This is a genomic window from Halochromatium sp. (assembly GCF_046541315.1).
Lineage (GTDB): Bacteria > Pseudomonadota > Gammaproteobacteria > Chromatiales > Chromatiaceae > Lamprobacter.
Window position 1 is genome coordinate 1 of sequence record NZ_JBKHDN010000042.1, and the last position, 16680, is coordinate 16680.

Annotated in this window: 18 protein-coding genes; 16 read left to right on the forward strand and 2 right to left on the reverse strand. The window is 63.6% G+C overall.

The window, feature by feature from the left end; translation table 11 throughout:
- Positions 1 to 743: 743 nt before the first annotated feature.
- The 11 genes from pufB (ACLFQI_RS04735) (at position 744) to pufA (ACLFQI_RS04785) (ending at position 6884) form a co-directional block, all read left to right on the forward strand.
- Complete coding sequence (gene pufB / locus ACLFQI_RS04735; RefSeq protein ID WP_410757726.1) at positions 744 to 887, forward strand: light-harvesting antenna LH1, beta subunit; 144 nt, start codon at positions 744 to 746, stop codon at positions 885 to 887.
- Between the two features lie 94 nt (positions 888 to 981).
- Positions 982 to 1194 carry a light-harvesting antenna LH1, alpha subunit gene (gene pufA / locus ACLFQI_RS04740; RefSeq protein WP_410757727.1) on the forward strand — a complete coding sequence of 71 codons (213 nt, stop codon included), beginning with the start codon at positions 982 to 984 and terminating at the stop codon, positions 1192 to 1194.
- A gap of 799 nt (positions 1195 to 1993) precedes the next feature.
- Positions 1994 to 2137: a light-harvesting antenna LH1, beta subunit gene (gene pufB / locus ACLFQI_RS04745; RefSeq protein WP_410757726.1), complete on the forward strand. Its 144-nt coding sequence runs from the start codon at positions 1994 to 1996 to the stop codon at positions 2135 to 2137.
- 94 nt (positions 2138 to 2231) lie between these two features.
- Positions 2232 to 2426: a light-harvesting antenna LH1, alpha subunit gene (pufA, locus tag ACLFQI_RS04750; protein ID WP_410757728.1), complete on the forward strand. Its 195-nt coding sequence runs from the start codon at positions 2232 to 2234 to the stop codon at positions 2424 to 2426.
- 111 nt (positions 2427 to 2537) lie between these two features.
- Positions 2538 to 3362, forward strand: a complete 825-nt coding sequence (pufL, locus tag ACLFQI_RS04755; RefSeq protein WP_410757729.1) for a photosynthetic reaction center subunit L — start codon at positions 2538 to 2540, stop codon at positions 3360 to 3362.
- Between the two features lie 12 nt (positions 3363 to 3374).
- Complete coding sequence (gene pufM, locus ACLFQI_RS04760) at positions 3375 to 4349, forward strand: photosynthetic reaction center subunit M (protein WP_410757730.1); 975 nt, start codon at positions 3375 to 3377, stop codon at positions 4347 to 4349.
- Positions 4346 to 5770: a photosynthetic reaction center cytochrome PufC gene (gene pufC / locus ACLFQI_RS04765; RefSeq protein ID WP_410757731.1), complete on the forward strand. Its 1425-nt coding sequence runs from the start codon at positions 4346 to 4348 to the stop codon at positions 5768 to 5770. Before pufM ends, pufC begins: the two co-directional genes overlap by 4 nt.
- A gap of 91 nt (positions 5771 to 5861) precedes the next feature.
- On the forward strand, positions 5862 to 6005 hold the full coding sequence (gene pufB, locus ACLFQI_RS04770; protein ID WP_410757732.1) for a light-harvesting antenna LH1, beta subunit: 144 nt from the start codon (positions 5862 to 5864) through the stop codon (positions 6003 to 6005).
- 102 nt (positions 6006 to 6107) lie between these two features.
- Positions 6108 to 6299, forward strand: coding sequence for a light-harvesting antenna LH1, alpha subunit (pufA, locus tag ACLFQI_RS04775; RefSeq protein ID WP_410757733.1), 192 nt, complete (start codon positions 6108 to 6110; stop codon positions 6297 to 6299).
- 176 nt (positions 6300 to 6475) lie between these two features.
- Positions 6476 to 6619 (forward strand): light-harvesting antenna LH1, beta subunit, encoded by a 144-nt coding sequence (gene pufB / locus ACLFQI_RS04780; RefSeq protein ID WP_410757734.1) that lies wholly within the window; start codon positions 6476 to 6478, stop codon positions 6617 to 6619.
- Positions 6620 to 6704: 85 nt separating this feature from the next.
- Positions 6705 to 6884: a light-harvesting antenna LH1, alpha subunit gene (gene pufA, locus ACLFQI_RS04785; RefSeq protein ID WP_410757735.1), complete on the forward strand. Its 180-nt coding sequence runs from the start codon at positions 6705 to 6707 to the stop codon at positions 6882 to 6884.
- Positions 6885 to 6988: 104 nt separating this feature from the next.
- Here the strand turns inward: pufA (ACLFQI_RS04785) and ACLFQI_RS04790 are convergent, their stop codons facing one another.
- Both ACLFQI_RS04790 and ACLFQI_RS04795 read right to left on the reverse strand, forming a co-directional pair.
- The gene (locus tag ACLFQI_RS04790; RefSeq protein ID WP_410757736.1) at positions 6989 to 7282 is read right to left on the reverse strand and encodes a hypothetical protein; all 294 of its coding nucleotides are present in this window, start codon (positions 7280 to 7282) and stop codon (positions 6989 to 6991) included.
- A gap of 23 nt (positions 7283 to 7305) precedes the next feature.
- Entirely contained in the window at positions 7306 to 8478 is a 1173-nt protein-coding gene (locus ACLFQI_RS04795; RefSeq protein ID WP_410757737.1) for an alkaline phosphatase family protein, read from the reverse strand.
- A gap of 157 nt (positions 8479 to 8635) precedes the next feature.
- On the opposite strand from ACLFQI_RS04795, the gene uvrC reads away from it, so the two are divergent.
- The 5 genes from uvrC to pheA form a co-directional block, all read left to right on the forward strand.
- Positions 8636 to 10525, forward strand: coding sequence for an excinuclease ABC subunit UvrC (uvrC, locus tag ACLFQI_RS04800; protein WP_410757738.1), 1890 nt, complete (start codon positions 8636 to 8638; stop codon positions 10523 to 10525).
- A gap of 162 nt (positions 10526 to 10687) precedes the next feature.
- Positions 10688 to 13339 carry a DNA gyrase subunit A gene (gene gyrA / locus ACLFQI_RS04805; protein WP_410757739.1) on the forward strand — a complete coding sequence of 884 codons (2652 nt, stop codon included), beginning with the start codon at positions 10688 to 10690 and terminating at the stop codon, positions 13337 to 13339.
- A gap of 45 nt (positions 13340 to 13384) precedes the next feature.
- A complete protein-coding gene (serC, locus tag ACLFQI_RS04810) occupies positions 13385 to 14464 on the forward strand; it encodes a 3-phosphoserine/phosphohydroxythreonine transaminase (protein WP_410757740.1) in 1080 nt (359 codons plus the stop codon).
- Between the two features lie 5 nt (positions 14465 to 14469).
- Complete coding sequence (locus ACLFQI_RS04815) at positions 14470 to 15651, forward strand: 3-phosphoglycerate dehydrogenase family protein (RefSeq protein ID WP_410757741.1); 1182 nt, start codon at positions 14470 to 14472, stop codon at positions 15649 to 15651.
- Positions 15652 to 15689: 38 nt separating this feature from the next.
- Positions 15690 to 16680, forward strand: a 991-nt coding sequence (gene pheA, locus ACLFQI_RS04820) for a prephenate dehydratase (protein ID WP_410757742.1), incomplete at its 3' end; no start/stop codon positions are given.

Consider the following 16680-nt stretch of genomic DNA (forward strand, 5'->3'; position numbering starts at 1 on the left):
CCGGAGCGCCGCTGGCCTCGCCATCCTCCCTCTCATCCTTCCGCTTCTGGCCCGGGCGCGAGCGCTCGGGCCTTGTGTGGTGCCGCTTTGCCGTTGCCGTCGCGCTGTTCGAGGGTCCGCGTTGGCGCCGTTTGCGCGCTGTCCTCCTGCGGTATGTCAATCAATACAGTCGCTGCCAACCTGCGTTGACAGTTGATGTGTAAATGGGCCTTGACATAAGGCGTGGTCAGGCTACACTGACACTTAATCCTCGGGCAACTTTAGCACTCGGGCAATTTTAGCAATGTGCACCAAGTCGCCCCCACGCAGCCGATGAGTGAAGACCCAACGCATCCACAGCATGGCCGTCTCGCCTGACATGCCCACCATCGCGCTTGTCCTCGACCAGCCGTCGTTAGGGTTCAAGCCACTTGCGCTGACCTCGACGCGTCGCGCCTTTGATCGCGACGTCCGCTTGGGCGCCGCGCCCCTCGTTTGCGCGAAAGGCATGGGTGAGCGGCATGAGCGCGGTGCGCGGATCATCGGTGGTGTTGCTCGGCTGGGCCGCTGTATCGCTGGGCCAAACTGTTTCGGGCTTGCGCGACGCAGGGTAAATGCCTCCTGTCGCGAGAGCCAAGTCGGTATCCGCATCTAGCGGATGTTTACAAGCGCTGCGGCACAAGCAGTCACGGCGTTTTCTGGTGACGCGTACGTCACGCGCCAATGGCCACACGGCCTAATTAGCTGAACCGGAGGGTAATCCCATGGCAGACAACAAGAGCTTGACTGGTTTGACGGAAGAAGAGGCTCAAGAGTTTCACGGTATTTTCGTGTCCAGCATGACGGCCTTTTTCGGCCTCGTCGTGTTCGCACATATCCTGGCTTGGCTCTATCGCCCCTGGCTGTAAGCCGGCTTGGTCAGATTGAAGTCCCTTTTGGATTCTGCGGCGCCTTCGCGGTCCCGGGTCCACGCTTTCCATCCGAATCCTGGAGAAATGAGAAATGAACGAGAAGCTCTATAAGATCTGGCTGCTGGTTTCGCCGGTGAACACACTGATTGCGTTGGCCGTGTTTCTGACCTTCCTGGGGCTGGCGATCCACATGATCGTGCTCAGCACCGAACTCAACTGGCTCGACGACGGCATTCCGCCGATCGAGGGCGCAGAGTCTGCTCAGGTCGCTCCGCAGCAGGATGCCATCCGGTTTATTGGATGACAGCAGCGCTGGGCTGGCATGGGCAACACGTCCATGCCAGCATTGACAGATCCTGACTTTTGGCAGGCCCGCACTTCCGTTGCGCCGCCTCCGTTCCTTGCGGCTAAACCCGCTGCCTTTGCAGGCTGAGCGTCATCTTTGGCCCGTCTCTTGCGGGGCAGGATCGGCGATATCCCTCGATACCGAGACCCTGGTCACTGGCAAGCGGTTCCAAGACGATTTCCGTCAATCGCCTAGACACCCGCCGGCTGATCGGCATCCCCAGCGCTGTGCGCTACCCCGATCAATCGACCATCCTCGATCATGGCGTTCAGCGCAGCGAAGCCGTTGCCCGCGCGTGGTTCGCTGTGTCATTGCACACCCCATCCCTCCCGCATCTCTCGCCGGGCGCCGGTTTCCGGCCGCATGGCATCCGCGGTTGTCGTTGCGCTGCTTGATGACCCGCGGCTGCTTGATGACCCGCCCGAGGCCGCTTGCGCGGCCTTATCCTGCGATATGTCAAGCAAGGTCGTCACTGCCAACCTGCATTGACAGTCGAGGTGTAAATCGGCCTTGACATAGGGCGTGGTCAGGCTACACTGACACTTAATCGCTGGAGGGCTTCATGCCTGGTCCAGGTTTTTTGCGGGCTTGCACGACATCGGGCGCATGCCTCCTGTCGCGAGAGCCAAGTCGGTATCCGCATCAAGCGGATGTTTACAAGCGCTGCGGCACATGCAGTCACGGCGTTTTTCTGGTGACGCATACGTCATGCGCCAATGGCCTTAGGGCCTAATTAGCTGAACCGGAGGGTAATCCCATGGCAGACAACAAGAGCTTGACTGGTTTGACGGAAGAAGAGGCTCAAGAGTTTCACGGTATTTTCGTGTCCAGCATGACGGCCTTTTTCGGCCTCGTCGTGTTCGCACATATCCTGGCTTGGCTCTATCGCCCCTGGCTGTAAGCCGGCTTGGTCAGATTGAAGTCCCTTTTGGATTCTGCGGCGCCTTCGCGGTCCCGGGTCCACGCTTTCCATCCGAATCCTGGAGAAATGAGAAATGAACGAGAAGCTCTATAAGATCTGGCTGCTGGTTTCGCCGGTGAACACACTGATTGCGTTGGCCGTGTTTCTGACCTTCCTGGGGCTGGCGATCCACATGATCGTGCTCAGCACCGAACTCAACTGGCTCGACGACGGCATTCCGCCGATCGAGGGCGCAAAGTCTGCTCAGGTCGCTCCGCAGCAGATGTAACAGGGCCTATCGGATGATGGCAGCGCGGGTGCCGGCATGGCGCCGCCTGCCGTCGATCTTGCTACGAGGAGGGCGCATCCGCACGCACCTTCCCAGCAGAGGAAATCTTCAATGGCCATGCTGAGTTTCGAGAAAAAATACCGCGTACGCGGCGGTAATTTGATCGGAGGAAACACGTTCGACTTTTGGGTGGGGCCGTTCTATGTCGGCTTCTTCGGAGTGACGTCGGTTTTCTTCGCAACCTTGGGAACGCTGCTTATCGTCTGGGGCGCGGCCATGGGCCCGACCTGGAATCTGTGGCAAATCTCCATTGCCCCGCCGGATCTGAGCTACGGGCTCAGGATGGCACCGCTCATGGAAGGCGGTCTGTGGCAATTCATTACCATCTGCGCGATCGGCGCCTTCGTTTCCTGGGCGCTGCGGCAAGCTGAGATTGCTCGCAAACTGGGCATGGGGCTGCACGTCCCGATCGCCTTCAGCTTTGCGATCCTTGCCTATATCACGCTGGTGGTGATTCGGCCGGTGTTGATGGGTGCCTGGGGGCATGGTTTCCCTTATGGCATCTTCAGTCACCTCGACTGGGTGTCGAACGTGGGTTACCAATACCTGCACTTCCATTACAACCCGGCCCACATGCTGGCAATCACGTTCTTCTTCACCAACGCGCTTGCGCTGGCCCTGCACGGTTCGTTGATCCTGTCGATGACGAATCCGCAGAAGGGTGAGTCAGTGAAGACGGGCGAGCATGAGAACACCTTCTTTCGCGATCTCGTCGGTTACTCCATCGGCGCGCTGGGCATCCATCGCCTGGGACTGTTCCTTGCGATCAATGCGGCCTTCTGGAGTGCCGTGTGTATCGTGATCAGTGGCCCATTCTGGACGCGCGGCTGGCCAGAGTGGTGGAACTGGTGGCTCGAGTTGCCGTTCTGGTCATAAGAGGACACCAACATGGCTGAGTATCAAAACATCTTTACCCGGGTACAGGTCCGTGAACCGGCCTATCCCGGCGTCGACCTGCCACCCGGTAGTCTGCCGCGGATCGGTAAGCCGATCTTCAGTTACTGGATTGGCAAGATCGGCGACGCGCAGATCGGCCCCATCTATCTCGGCTTTACCGGCGTCGCATCGCTGATCTTCGGCTTCATCGCCATCGGGATCATCGGCTTCAATATGCTGGCCTCGGTGAACTGGAGCCCAATAGAGTTCTTGCAGAACTTCTTCTGGCTCGCCCTCGAGCCGCCACCGCCAGCCTATGGGCTGAGCATTCCGCCGTTGGGTGATGGTGGTTGGTGGCTGATGGCCGGTTTCTTCCTGACCACGTCGATTCTGCTCTGGTGGGTCAGGACCTATCGGCGGGCCATCGCGCTGGGCACCGGCACGCATGTCGCATGGGCCTTTGCTGCGGCCATCTTCTTCTATCTGACGCTGGGCTTCATTCGCCCGTTGATGATGGGTAGCTGGGGTGAGGCGGTTCCGTTCGGGATCTTCCCGCATCTGGACTGGACGGCGGCAATCTCGATCAGGTATGGCAACTTCTACTACAACCCGTTCCATGCCCTCTCGATTGCCTTCCTCTATGGATCGGCAGTGCTGTTCGCCATGCACGGTGGCACCATCCTGGGCGTATCGCGCTACGGCGGTGACCGCGAGATCGATCAGATCACCAGTCGCGGTACTGCGTCCGAACGCGCCATGCTGTTCTGGCGCTGGACCATGGGCTTCAATGCCACCATGGAATCCATCCACCGCTGGGCTTGGTGGTTCGCGGTTCTGACCGTCATCACCGCCGGTCTCGGCATTCTGCTGACGGGCACGGTGGTCGAGAACTGGTATCTCTGGGGAATCAAGCACGGCATCGTGCCTCCCTATCCGTCCGAGCTGACGATCGAGGATCCGGCCCTGATGCAGGGGGTATCACAATGAAGTTCCTAAACGGTAAGACGGTGATCCTTGCGGCCTTGGGCGCTTCGGCGATCTTGGTCGGATGCGAGGCTCCGCCGCCCGAAAGCATCCAAAACGGCTACCGCGGTCTGGGTATGCATAGCGTGTACAACCCGAAGCTGCTGGAGAGATCGCTGGAGGCCAATGTGCCGCCAGAGTCGATCTCGCCTGCGGACGAGGGGGGGCCGATGGCGAAGGATGTCTATAAGAACGTCCAGGTCCTGGGGAACCTCACGGTCAATGAATTCAACCGCTTGATGGTTGCGCTGACCAACTGGGTCTCTCCGGAGGAAGGCTGCTACTACTGCCACGTCAATGACTCCGGGTTCGAGGATGACGGGATCTACACCAAGATCGCCTCGCGCAAGATGCTGGAGATGACGCAGGACACCAATGCCAATTGGAAGGATCACGTCGGCGACACCGGTGTGACCTGCTACACCTGCCATCGCGGCAATCCGGTGCCTGAGTATGTGTGGACCACGGATCCGGGTCCGGGCCAGCCAAGCGCCATGGCGCCGACCGGTCAGAACATCGCCTCGGAGACTGTGGCTTACGCGTCGCTTCCGTATGATCCGTTCACGCCGTTCCTGCTACAGGACAATGACATTCGCGTGATTGGCGATACGCCGCTCCGGCAAGGGAATTCGAATCGGCGTTCGATCAAGCAGGCGGAATGGACCTATGGCCTGATGATGCACGTATCCGAAGCGCTCGGCGTGAACTGCACCTACTGCCATAACACACGGTCGTTCTACGCTTGGGATCAGAGCACGCCGCAGCGGACCACCGCTTGGTATGCCCTGCGCCACGTCAGGGATTTGAACAACGACTGGGTCGTGCCGCTGACCGACGTCCTGCCGGACACCCGTAAGGGTCCGATGGGCGACGTCTACAAGGTGTACTGCACTACTTGCCATCAGGGGGCCTACAAGCCGCTCTACGGCGCGCCGATGTTGAAGGACTATCCTTCGCTGCAGGGGCCGATCCCCGAAGGTGGGCTAGCGGCTGCTGCGGAAGCCGAGGAAGCGGCGCCGGCTGAGGAAGCAACCGAAGAGGCTGCGGACGCTGAAGCCGCCGCACCGGCCGAGGAGGCATCCGAAGAGGCGGCCGACACTGAAGCCGCCCCTGCCGAGGCAGCCGCCGAGGAAGCAACCGAAGAGGCCGCGGACACTGAGGCCGCCCCTGCCGAGGAAGCGACCGAAGAGCAAGCCGAAGCAGAGGCGCCGGCCCCAGAGGCTCAGGCTGACGAGTCGGCACCAGCGGCCGAGGAGGCTGAGGACCAAGCTCCAGCGGAACAGCAAACGCAGCAGGCTCAGACGCGGTTGCAGTATCCACCGCCGTCGATGATGCACTATCCGCCGGCCCCGCTGCAGTATCCGCCGGCCCCACAGACTCGGTAGGACCTATCCAGGGTGAGGGATCACCCCGCCCAGCAGGGCGGAACCAATGACCGAACGCTCAAAACCTGAAACAACAACAGAGGTGATTTCCATGGCTGACCAAAAAAGCCTGACCGGCCTGACCGAACAGGAAGCCCAAGAGTTCCACGGTATCTTCATGTCCAGCATGACCGCCTTTTTCGGTATCGTCGTGTTCGCGCATGTGCTGGCTTGGCTCTACCGTCCTTGGCTCTAAGCAGCCGATTGGGGCCTAACACCCTAATGCGAATGAATGGGTGATGGGGAACCGAGCAGCCAGGCTGTTCGCCTCGCCCGACCTTTTTAGAGGAGAGACCTCATGCATCGTATATGGCAGCTTTTCGATCCGCGCAGGGTTCTGATCGCGCTGTTTGCTTTTCTCACCGCGCTGGGCTTTTTGATTCACTTCGTCGTGTTGATGTCTCCGGACACCAACTGGCTTCCAAGTAAAGCCATTGAGGCGCCCGCATCGAGCATGACGGCGATGCCGCCGGCGCGGACGATGAACTGAAGCGATCCGATCGATAACAGTCAGTGACGGGCTGTTATCGAAGCGGCGACTGACAATGCGTGCCGACACCGACTGAAACGCCTGGTGCGGCAAGCCCAACAGGGCAACCCCGCCGCGGGGGTGTATACGCGGTCAATGGCCGAGAGGCCCCGTTTGAAGATCGGAGGTTAACATCCATGGCTGATCCTAAAAGTCTGACCGGCCTGACCGAAGAAGAAGCCCAAGAGTTTCATGGCATCTTCATGTCCAGCATGACCGCCTTCTTTGGCCTGGTCGTGTTCGCGCACATACTGGCTTGGCTCTATCGCCCTTGGCTGTAAAGGCCGCTGCGCGCGCCCCTGACATTGCGAGCACCATCCTCCATGGTGCTCGCGCTCAAAGATTGAACGAGAGAGGAATCTCGATATGCACAAACTCTGGCAACTGGTCGATCCGCGTGGCGTCCTTTTGACAATCGCCTTCTTTTTGACGGTGCTCGCACTGTTGATCCACTTCATCCTGCTTAGCAGTGTGGATTTCAACTGGCTCGGCGACGGCATCCCGCCCGTCGCCCAGATCGCCTCCCAACAGATCGGCCTCGTTTAACGTTTGAGGTCGTCATCTCAGGATGCGGCGCTGAGTCACCTGGTCTCGAGGGTGACCCAGCGCGGCGCGAAAAGCGGCCGCTGGCTGCTTTTTTTATGCGTGAATCACGATCCTGGCTCGCTTTCCGATCGGCGCCTTGGCCAACGTCCGGCGAGATCGAGGATGTGCGCGAGCAGAGCCAGACCGAGTGGTAAGGCGATCAGGCCCCAGCCCAGGTCGGCGATAGCGGCGCGCAGGCTGAGGAGCAACAGGAACCCGGCCGCAAGGTTGGGCAACAGCGTCGTCAGTTTGGGCGCGCGGCGGCCGAGGCGGCGGGCGAGGGCCAAGAGGGCGGTCTCAACCAGGACGAGCACCAAGATGAGGTCGACGATCGTGCCGGACGCGAAGAGTTCAGCCATCGGCAAGTCCTCTCAACAAAGCGTTACAACGCGAAGCGACACAGCGGCACCATCAACTCCGCCGAACTCAGGCCGCCGTGCACGCCGATCTGTTTGAACGGCTGCTCGTCGCAGAAGAGCCGTTGATGAAGCGCGGCCCGATCGCGAGCAAGCAGGCAATAATCGCCGATCCGCTCATGTAGCCGGGGATGGGGCGGGCCATGCCCGAACAGGCCGCGCTCGATGAGCGCCTCACTGCGCCACAGTTCGAAATCATCGCCAAGCCGATCGACGCACAAACGCTCGAAGCGCTCGCTCTGATGCGGGCGGAGATAGCAATAGGCTGCGCGCGGCTCGCCACAGAGCGGGATGCGCAGACAGTCGGCGAGTTCGGGCAGGGCATCAAGCTCGCGGATATCGCCCGGCTCGGTATCGAGCTGGCCATGATCGGCGCAGAGCAACAGCAGGCTGTCGCTGCCCGCAAGGCGCTGCTGGAAGTGGTCGAGCGCCTGCTCGATCGCGGCGAGATGGGCCACGGCCTCGGGGCTCTCGATGCCGTGTTCATGGCCAATCGTATCGAGGCCCGGCCAATACGCGTAGACGGTGGTCGGTTGCCGGGCCCGTTTCAGCGCTTTATCCACCGCACGAAAAAGCCCGTCAAGGCCCTCGAACGGCTGCAGTTGCGCCGGCCCAAGATGGGCCAGGTTGTAGTCCGAGCGCGCGATCTTGCGCGGCGACACCATCACCGAGGGCGTGTGCAGGGCGGCGAACAGCGAGCGGTGACCATAGAGTTGCCGCAGGTCGATGCCCGCCTGTCGATAGCCGCTGCCACCGTGCCTCGGCGTGCCCGGCAGCACCGCGAGCACGGCGCCGAGTTCGCCGAGCCACATGTGCCAGCCGGTCATGCCGTGTCGTTGCGGCGCGTCGCCGGTGAGATAGGTGGTGATCGCCGAGGCGGTGGTGGGCGGGAACACCGAGGTCAGCGCGCCGCATCGATGCCGCGCCAAGAGTCCGTCTGGCGCGTGCCGTCGCAGCCAATCGTCGCCGAGCCCGTCGATCACCAGGAGCACGACATGCCGCGCCCTGGCGATCTCGCTCGCCGGCAATCGTCTGGCCTCGGGATAGGATTCGGCCTCGGCGGGTCGCTGCCCACGGGCCCGGATCAGCGACTGCATCAGATTGACGATGCTGCCGCCTTGATAGTCTGGATATTGCATCCCATCAGGATACGGGAGCCATCCGGTGGCGACCAGCCTTGCCATCGGCCGGCTCTTGAGCCACGTCTTGACGGTGCCGGTGGATGCGCGAGCCGATCGCCGCCGCCAGTCTGCCTGCCGCCGCCCCTCCTTGGGTTGTCCAGCCCCCAGTAGCCCTATGACGTCCTTCGATCACCGCGCCGCGCTGCTGCGGATTCCCACCGAACCCGGCGTGTACCGCATGCTCGATGCCGAGGGTACGCCGCTCTACATCGGCAAGGCCAAGAACCTGAAGCGTCGGGTCGGCAGCTATTTCGGTCGCACCCTCGATCGCCGGATGCAGTTGATGGTCGCGCAGATCGCCGCGATCGAGGTCACCATCACCCTCAGCGAGGGCGAGGCGCTGCTGCTCGAAAGCGACCTGATCAAGACCCATCAGCCGCGCTTCAATGTGCTGCTGCGCGACGACAAGAGCTATCCCTTCATCTACCTGAGTACTCAGGATGCGTTCCCGCGACTGTCGTTCTACCGGGGCCCGCGCCAGGGCGAGGGGCGCTACTTCGGCCCCTATCCGAGCGCCTGGGCGGTGCGCGAGATGTTGCAGTTATTGCAGAAGCTGTTTCCGGTGCGCCAGTGCCGCGACAGCTTCTACCGCAGTCGCACCCGCGCCTGTCTGCAATATCAGATCAAACGCTGTACGGGTCCCTGTGTCGGGCTGATCGGCCAGCAAGACTATGCGCGCGATGTCGCGCACAGCATCAAGTTCCTCGAGGGTCGCACCGACGAGGTCATCGCCGAACTGGGCGAGCGCATGGAGCAGGCCGCCGCCGCGCTCGAGTTCGAACGCGCGGCGGGCCTGCGCGATCAGATCGCGACCCTGCGGCAGATACAGCGGCGCCAGCATGTCACCGCCGATGGCGGCGATGTGGATATCGTCGCCGCGCTCGAGGAGGCCGGAACCTTTTGCGTGCAAGTCTTTTTCGTGCGCGCCGGGCGTCATCTGGGCAACCAGGCGTTCTTTCCACGGGTGCCGGCGGAGGCGGATCAGGCGGCGGTGTTGGCGGGCTTCCTGGCGCAGTTCTATGTCGACAAGGAGATCCCGCCCGAGGTGCTGCTCAATGCCGAGCCGGATGACACCGAGTTCCTGACCGCCGCGCTGAGCGAACGCGCCGGCCGGCGCGTGGCGCTCAAGGTTCGATTGCACGGGGAGCGCGCGCGCCTGCTGGAGATGGCGGTCAACAATGCCGCCCTGGCGCTGAACACCAGGCTCGGCAGCCGCGCCGGTTATGGGCGCCGGCTGGAGGCGCTGCGCGACCTTCTCGACCTCGAGGATCTGCCGCGCCGCATGGAATGCGTCGATATCAGCCATACCGGGGGCGAACGGACGGTCGCTTCCTGCGTCGTCTTCGATGACGAGGGACCGCGCAAATCGGACTATCGCCGCTTCAATATCGAGGGCATCACCCCCGGCGATGACTACGCGGCACTGGAGCAGGCGCTGCGGCGGCGTTATCGGCGGGTTCAGACCGGCGAGGTGCCGTTGCCGGATCTGCTCTTCATCGACGGCGGCAAGGGCCAGCTGCGCGCGGTCGCGGGCGTGCTCGACGCGCTGGGGATCGACGGGGTCAAGCTGGTGGGCGTCGCCAAGGGACCGGATCGCAAGGCCGGCGCCGAGCAGCTGTGGCTGGTCGATGGGTTGGCCGAAGGCCAGGAGGAGCGGTTGGGCGCGCGTTTCGACGCGCAGGGTTGCCCGACCAAGGGTGAGACGCCGATCGTCGCCGGTGCCGACTCGCCGGCATTGCATCTGGTCCAGCAGATCCGCGACGAGGCCCACCGCTTTGCGCTCACCGGGCACCGCCAGCGCCGCGACAAGGCGCGCAAGACCTCGCCGCTCGAGGACATCCCCGGCGTGGGCCCGAAACGCCGACAGAATCTGTTGCGGGCCTTTGGCGGGCTGCGCGGACTGACGCGCGCCTTGCCGGACGAGATCGCCCGCGTGGATGGCATCAGCCAGACCTTGGCGCAACAGATCCACGATGCGCTGCACGCACAGCGCGAGCGCGCCTAGCGCTCGCGGCTGCAAGCGCTCGCGCCCGGCTTTCGGACTGCGCCGCGAGGCGCGAAGGCACGGAACGCGCGCGCCGGTCGGCGAAAACGCTCATCAGTGGTATGATGAAGCGCTTTTATGACGCGCGCCCTACCCCCCGTTTCAGGAAGTCCCCACAGAGCGATGGCCGATTTCGCAAAAGAAGTCTTGCCGGTCAATCTCGAAGACGAGATGCGCCAGTCTTATCTCGATTACGCGATGAGCGTGATCGTCGGCCGCGCGTTGCCGGATGTGCGCGACGGCCTCAAGCCCGTGCACCGACGCGTGCTGTTCGCGATGAACGTGCTCGGCAACGACTGGAACAAGCCGTATAAGAAGTCAGCGCGCGTGGTCGGTGACGTCATCGGTAAGTACCACCCGCACGGCGACACCGCCGTCTACGACACCATCGTGCGCATGGCGCAGCCGTTCTCGATGCGCTACATGCTGGTCGATGGCCAGGGCAACTTCGGCTCGGTCGATGGCGACTCGCCGGCGGCGATGCGCTACACCGAGGTGCGCATGGCGCGCATCGCCCACGCGCTGCTCGATGATCTCGACAAGGAGACGGTCGATTTCATCCCCAACTACGACGAGTCCGAGCAGGAGCCGACGGTCCTACCGGCGCGCTTCCCCAATCTCCTGGTCAATGGCGCCGCCGGCATCGCGGTCGGCATGGCCACCAACATCCCGCCGCACAACCTCGGCGAGATCATCGACGCCTGCCTGGCGATCATCGACGATCCGCTGGTCGAGATCGAGCGGCTGATGGAACTGGTGCCCGGCCCGGACTTCCCGACCGCGGCGATCATCAACGGCATTCGCGGCATCCGCGAGGCCTATCGGACCGGCCGCGGTCGCATCCGGCTGCGCGCGCGCACCCATCAGGAGACCGAGTCGCGCAGCAAGCGCGAGGCGATCGTCATCACCGAGCTGCCCTATCAGGTCAACAAGGCGCGCATGCTCGAGAAGATGGCCGAACTGGTGCGCGAGAAGAAGCTCGAGGGCATCGCCGAGCTGCGCGACGAGTCGGATAAGGATGGCATGCGGGTGGTGATCGAGGTCAAGCGCGACCACTACCCGGACGTGGTGCTGAACAATCTCTATCAGCACACCCAGATGCAGACCGTGTTCGGCATCAACATGGTCGCCCTGGTCGATGGTCAGCCGCGCACGCTGAACCTCAAGCAGATGCTCGAGCACTTCCTGCGCCATCGCCGCGATGTCGTCACCCGCCGCACCATCTATGAATTGCGCAAGGCGCGCGACCGCGCCCATCTGTTGGAAGGCTACACGGTCGCGCTCGCCAACATCGACGAGGTGATCGCGCTGATCAAGGCCTCGGCCAGTCCCGCCGATGCGCGCGAGGGGCTGATGGCGCGCGACTGGGCCGCCGGCGAGGTGGCCGGGATGCTCGAACGCGCCGGTGCCGACGAGACCCGCCCGGATGATCTCGAGGCCGGCCTCGGGCTGCGCGACGACGGCCAGTATCGGCTCAGCGAGCGTCAGGCGCGCGCGATCCTGGACCTGCAGTTGCAGCGCCTGACCGGGCTCGAACAAGACAAGATCATCAAGGAGTTCGAGACCATTCTCGCGACCATCGCCGAGCTGCTCTCGATCCTGCGCGATCCGGATCGGCTGATGCGGGTGATCCGCGATGAGCTGACCGCGATCCGCGATCAATACGTCGATCCGCGCCGCACCGAGATCGTCGAGGATCAGGCCGATATCTCGCTGCTCGATCTGATCGCGCCGGAGGACGTGGTGGTCACCCTCTCGCACGCCGGCTATGTCAAGGCGCAGCCGATCGCCGAGTATCAGGCCCAGCGTCGCGGCGGCAAGGGGCGGAGCGCGTCGAACCTGAAGGACGAGGATTTCATCGATCGGCTCTTCGTCGCCAATTCGCACGACACCGTGCTCTGCTTCTCCAGCCACGGCAAGGTCTATTGGCTCAAGGTCTACGAGTTGCCGCAGGCCAGCTATGGCGGGCGCGGGCGGCCGATCGTCAACCTCTTGCCCTTGGAGCAGGGCGAGCGCATCAACGCCACCTTGCCGGTGCCCGAGTATCAGGAAGGCAGCTTCGTCTTCATGGCCACCAGCAAGGGCACGGTCAAGAAGACCCCGCTGTCGGACTTCTCGCGTCCGCTGGCGCGCGGCATCATCGCCATCGACCTGCACGAGGACGAGTATCTGATCGGCGTCGCGGTCACCGATGGGCGTCAGGACATGATGCTGTTCAGCTCCGCCGGTAAGGCGGTGCGCTTCAACGAATCCGAGGTGCGCTCGATGGGCCGCACCGCGCATGGCGTGCGCGGTATCTCGCTCGGCGAGGGCCAGCGCGTGATCTCGCTGTTGGTGGCCGAGCCGGGCACCGTGCTCACGGTCGGCGCCAACGGCCAGGGCAAACGCACGCCGATCGAGGAGTTCCCGACCAAGGGCCGCGGCACCAAGGGCGTGATCTCGATGCGCATCGGCGAGCGCAATGCCGAGCAGGTCGGCGCGGTGCTGGTGCGCCCCGGCGACGAGATCATGCTCATCACCGAGGCCGGCACCCTGGTGCGCACCGGCGTCGACGATATCTCGATCCTGAGTCGCAATACCTGGGGGGTGAAATTGATCAACCTCGGCGACAACCAAAAGCTGGCCGGCATCGAGCGCATCATCGCCCTCAATGGCGACGACGATGCGGGTGACGCAAGCGACGACGGCTCGGGCGCGGACGCCGCCGGCTTAGGACGCCCCGGCGGGAACGGCTCGGCCGCCGATGATCCCAACGACGCGGGTGCCGCCGACTGATACGCGCCTGTCTTCCCTCCAACGAACCCAACCAAGGTACCGCTGATGTCTCGACCCTATAACTTCAGCGCGGGCCCGGCGATGTTGCCGGAGCCGGTGCTCCGTCAAGCCCAGGAAGAGATGCTGGACTGGAATGGCAGCGGCATGTGCGTGGCCGAGATGAGCCACCGTGGCAAGGAGTTCATGCAGATCGCCGAGCAGGCCGAGCAGGACTTGCGCGAGCTGCTGGCGCTGCCCGAGGGCTATCGGGTGCTGTTCCTGCAGGGCGGCGCCTCCAGCCAGTTCGCGATGGTGCCGATGAATCTGTCCGGACATTCCGGTCAGGCCGACTACCTGAATACCGGTAGCTGGTCGAAGAAGGCCATCGCCGAGGCGCATCGTTTCTGCGCCGTGCACATCGCCGCCAGCACCCAGCCCGAGCGCTTCACGCGCGCGCCGACGCAGGCCGAACTGGCGTTGTCCGAGGATGCCGCGTATCTCCACTACACGCCCAACGAGACCATCGAGGGCGTCGAGTTTCCCTACATCCCCGAGACCTCGGCGCCGCTGGTGGCCGATATGTCATCGACGCTGTTGTCGCGGCCGCTCGATGTGTCGCGCTATGGGTTGATCTACGCCGGCGCGCAGAAGAATATCGGCCCGGCCGGGCTGACGATTGTAATCGTCCGCGAGGACCTGATCGGCGAGCCGCTGAGCGGCACGCCGACCATGTTCGACTATCGCGTGCATGCCGACAGCGGCTCGATGTACAACACGCCGCCGACCCTTGCCTGGTATCTGGCCGGCCTGGTGTTTCGGTGGTTGCAGGATCTCGGTGGCCTCGAGGGCATGGCCGCGATCAACCGGCGCAAGGCCGAGAAGCTCTATGCCGCGATCGACGGTTCGAGCTTCTACGCCAATCCGGTCGAGCCGGCGTCGCGCTCCTGGATGAACGTGCCCTTCACGCTGGCCGATCCCGAGCTGGATGCCGACTTCCTCGCCGCCGCCAAGGCCGCCGGCCTGCTCACGCTCAAGGGGCATCGCTCGGTCGGCGGCATGCGCGCGAGCCTCTACAATGCGATGCCGGAGGCAGGCGTCGACGCGCTGATCGCGTTCATGGCCGAGTTCGAGCGGACCAAGGGGTAAGCCCAGTGTTCAAGATCCAGACCCTGAACAACATCTCGGTGGCCGGCCTCAATCGGCTGCCGCGCGAGCATTATGAGATCGCCTCCGAGTTGAGCCATCCCGATGCCATCCTGGTGCGCTCGGCGAAGATGCACGAGCTGCCGGTGCCCGAGAGTCTGAAGGCGATTGGCCGCGCCGGCGCCGGCGTCAACAACATCCCGGTGTCGGCGATGACCGAGCGCGGCATCCCCGTGTTCAACGCGCCGGGCGCCAATGCCAACGCGGTCAAGGAGATCGTGCTGGCCGGGATGCTGCTCGCCGCGCGCAATCTCGCGCAGGGCTGGCAGTTTGCGCGCGAACTCGAGGGCGACGATGCCGCCATCGGCAAGGCGGTCGAGGCCGGCAAGAAACAGTTCGCCGGTTTCGAGCTGCCGGGGCGGACCCTGGGCGTGATCGGGCTCGGCGCGATCGGCGTCTTGGTGGCCAATGCCGCGCGCGCGCTCGGCATGAAGGTGATCGGCTATGATCCGAGCATCACCGTGCGCAGCGCCTGGCGGCTGGAGGCCGATGTCGAGCGCGCATTGTCGATCGACGATCTGGTCTCGCGCGCCGATTTCATCAGCTTCCATGTGCCCCTGACCGACAAGACCCGGCACATGATCAACGCCGAGCGCATCGAGGAGATGCCCGCTGGCGCGGTCTTGCTCAACTTTTCGCGCGACGGCATCATCGACGACGCGGCCGCGGTGGCGGCGCTCGATGCCGGCAAGCTCTATGCGTATGTGTGCGATTTCCCGAGTAACCGATTGAAGGATCATCCGCGCGTGGTGGTGCTGCCGCACCTTGGCGCCTCGACCCGCGAGGCCGAGGAGAATTGCGCGGTGATGGTGGCGGATCAGGTGCGCGCCTACCTGGAGGATGGCAACATCAGCAATTCGGTGAATTTTCCCGAGATCCATCTGCCGCGCAACGGCGGTCATCGGATGCTGGTGGTCAATCGCAATGTGCCGAACATGGTCGGGCAAATCTCCACCGATCTCGCCGCGGGCGGGCTCAATATCATCGATATGCTGAATCGCTCGCGCGATGACCTGGCGGTGACCCTGATCGATATCGACCAGCCCTGCCCGGAGGCGATCATGCAGCGCATCGCCGGCATCGATGGCGTGCTCTCGGTGCGCAATCTGCCTCGACTGCGGCCGGCCTGAGCGGCGGTTCCCGCGATACGCATGCGTGGTTTGTGCCCATGACCAGTGACGAGCAGCTCCAGCAGGTGCGCGCGCACATCAACCGCATCGATGCCGAGCTGTTGCGGCTGATCTCGGAGCGCGCGGCCTGTGCCCAGGATGTCGCCAAGATCAAGGACGCGCACGGCGAAGCGGTCAAGTATTATCGGCCCGAGCGCGAGGCCGAGATCCTGCGGCGGATCAAGGCGCAAAACCCTGGCCCGCTCGATGGCGAAGAGATCGCGCGGCTGTTCCGCGAGATCATGTCCGCCTGTCTGGCGCTCGAGAAACCGCTCAAGGTCGGTTATCTGGGGCCCGAGGGCACCTTCACCCAGGCCGCCGCGCTCAAGCATTTCGGTCACTCGGTGCAGGCGCTGCCGTTCGGCGCCATCGGCGACATCTTCCGCGAGGTCGAGGCGGGCGCCTGCGAGTATGGCGTGGTGCCGGTCGAGAACTCGACCGAGGGCGTGGTCAATCATACGCTGGACATGTTCATGCGCTCGCCGCTGCGGATCGCCGGCGAGGTGACCCTGCGCATCCATCATCATCTGCTGTCGAGGGCCGAGGATCTCAGCGCGCTCAAGCGCGTCTACTCGCATCAGCAATCGCTCGCGCAATGCCGCGGCTGGCTCGATCGCTCTCTGCCCCACGCCGAGCGTGTCGCGGTCAGCACCAATGCCGACGCGGCCAAGCTGGCGGCGGCGGCCGAGGATGTCGCGGCGGTGGCCAGCGAAGCGGCTGCCGAACTCTATGCGCTGCGGGTGCTGGCCCAGCGCATCGAGGACGAGCCCGGCAATACCACGCGCTTCCTGGTGATTGGGCCGGAGGATTCGCCGCCAAGCGGCCAGGATAAGACCAGCATGCTGCTGTCCTGCCGCAACGAGGCAGGCGGTTTGAACCGGCTATTGACGCCCTTCGCCAAGCAGGGCATCAGCATGACCCGGATCGAGTCGCGGCCCTCGCGCCAAGGCGTCTGGGACTATGTGTTCTTCGTCGACGTCTGTGGTCATC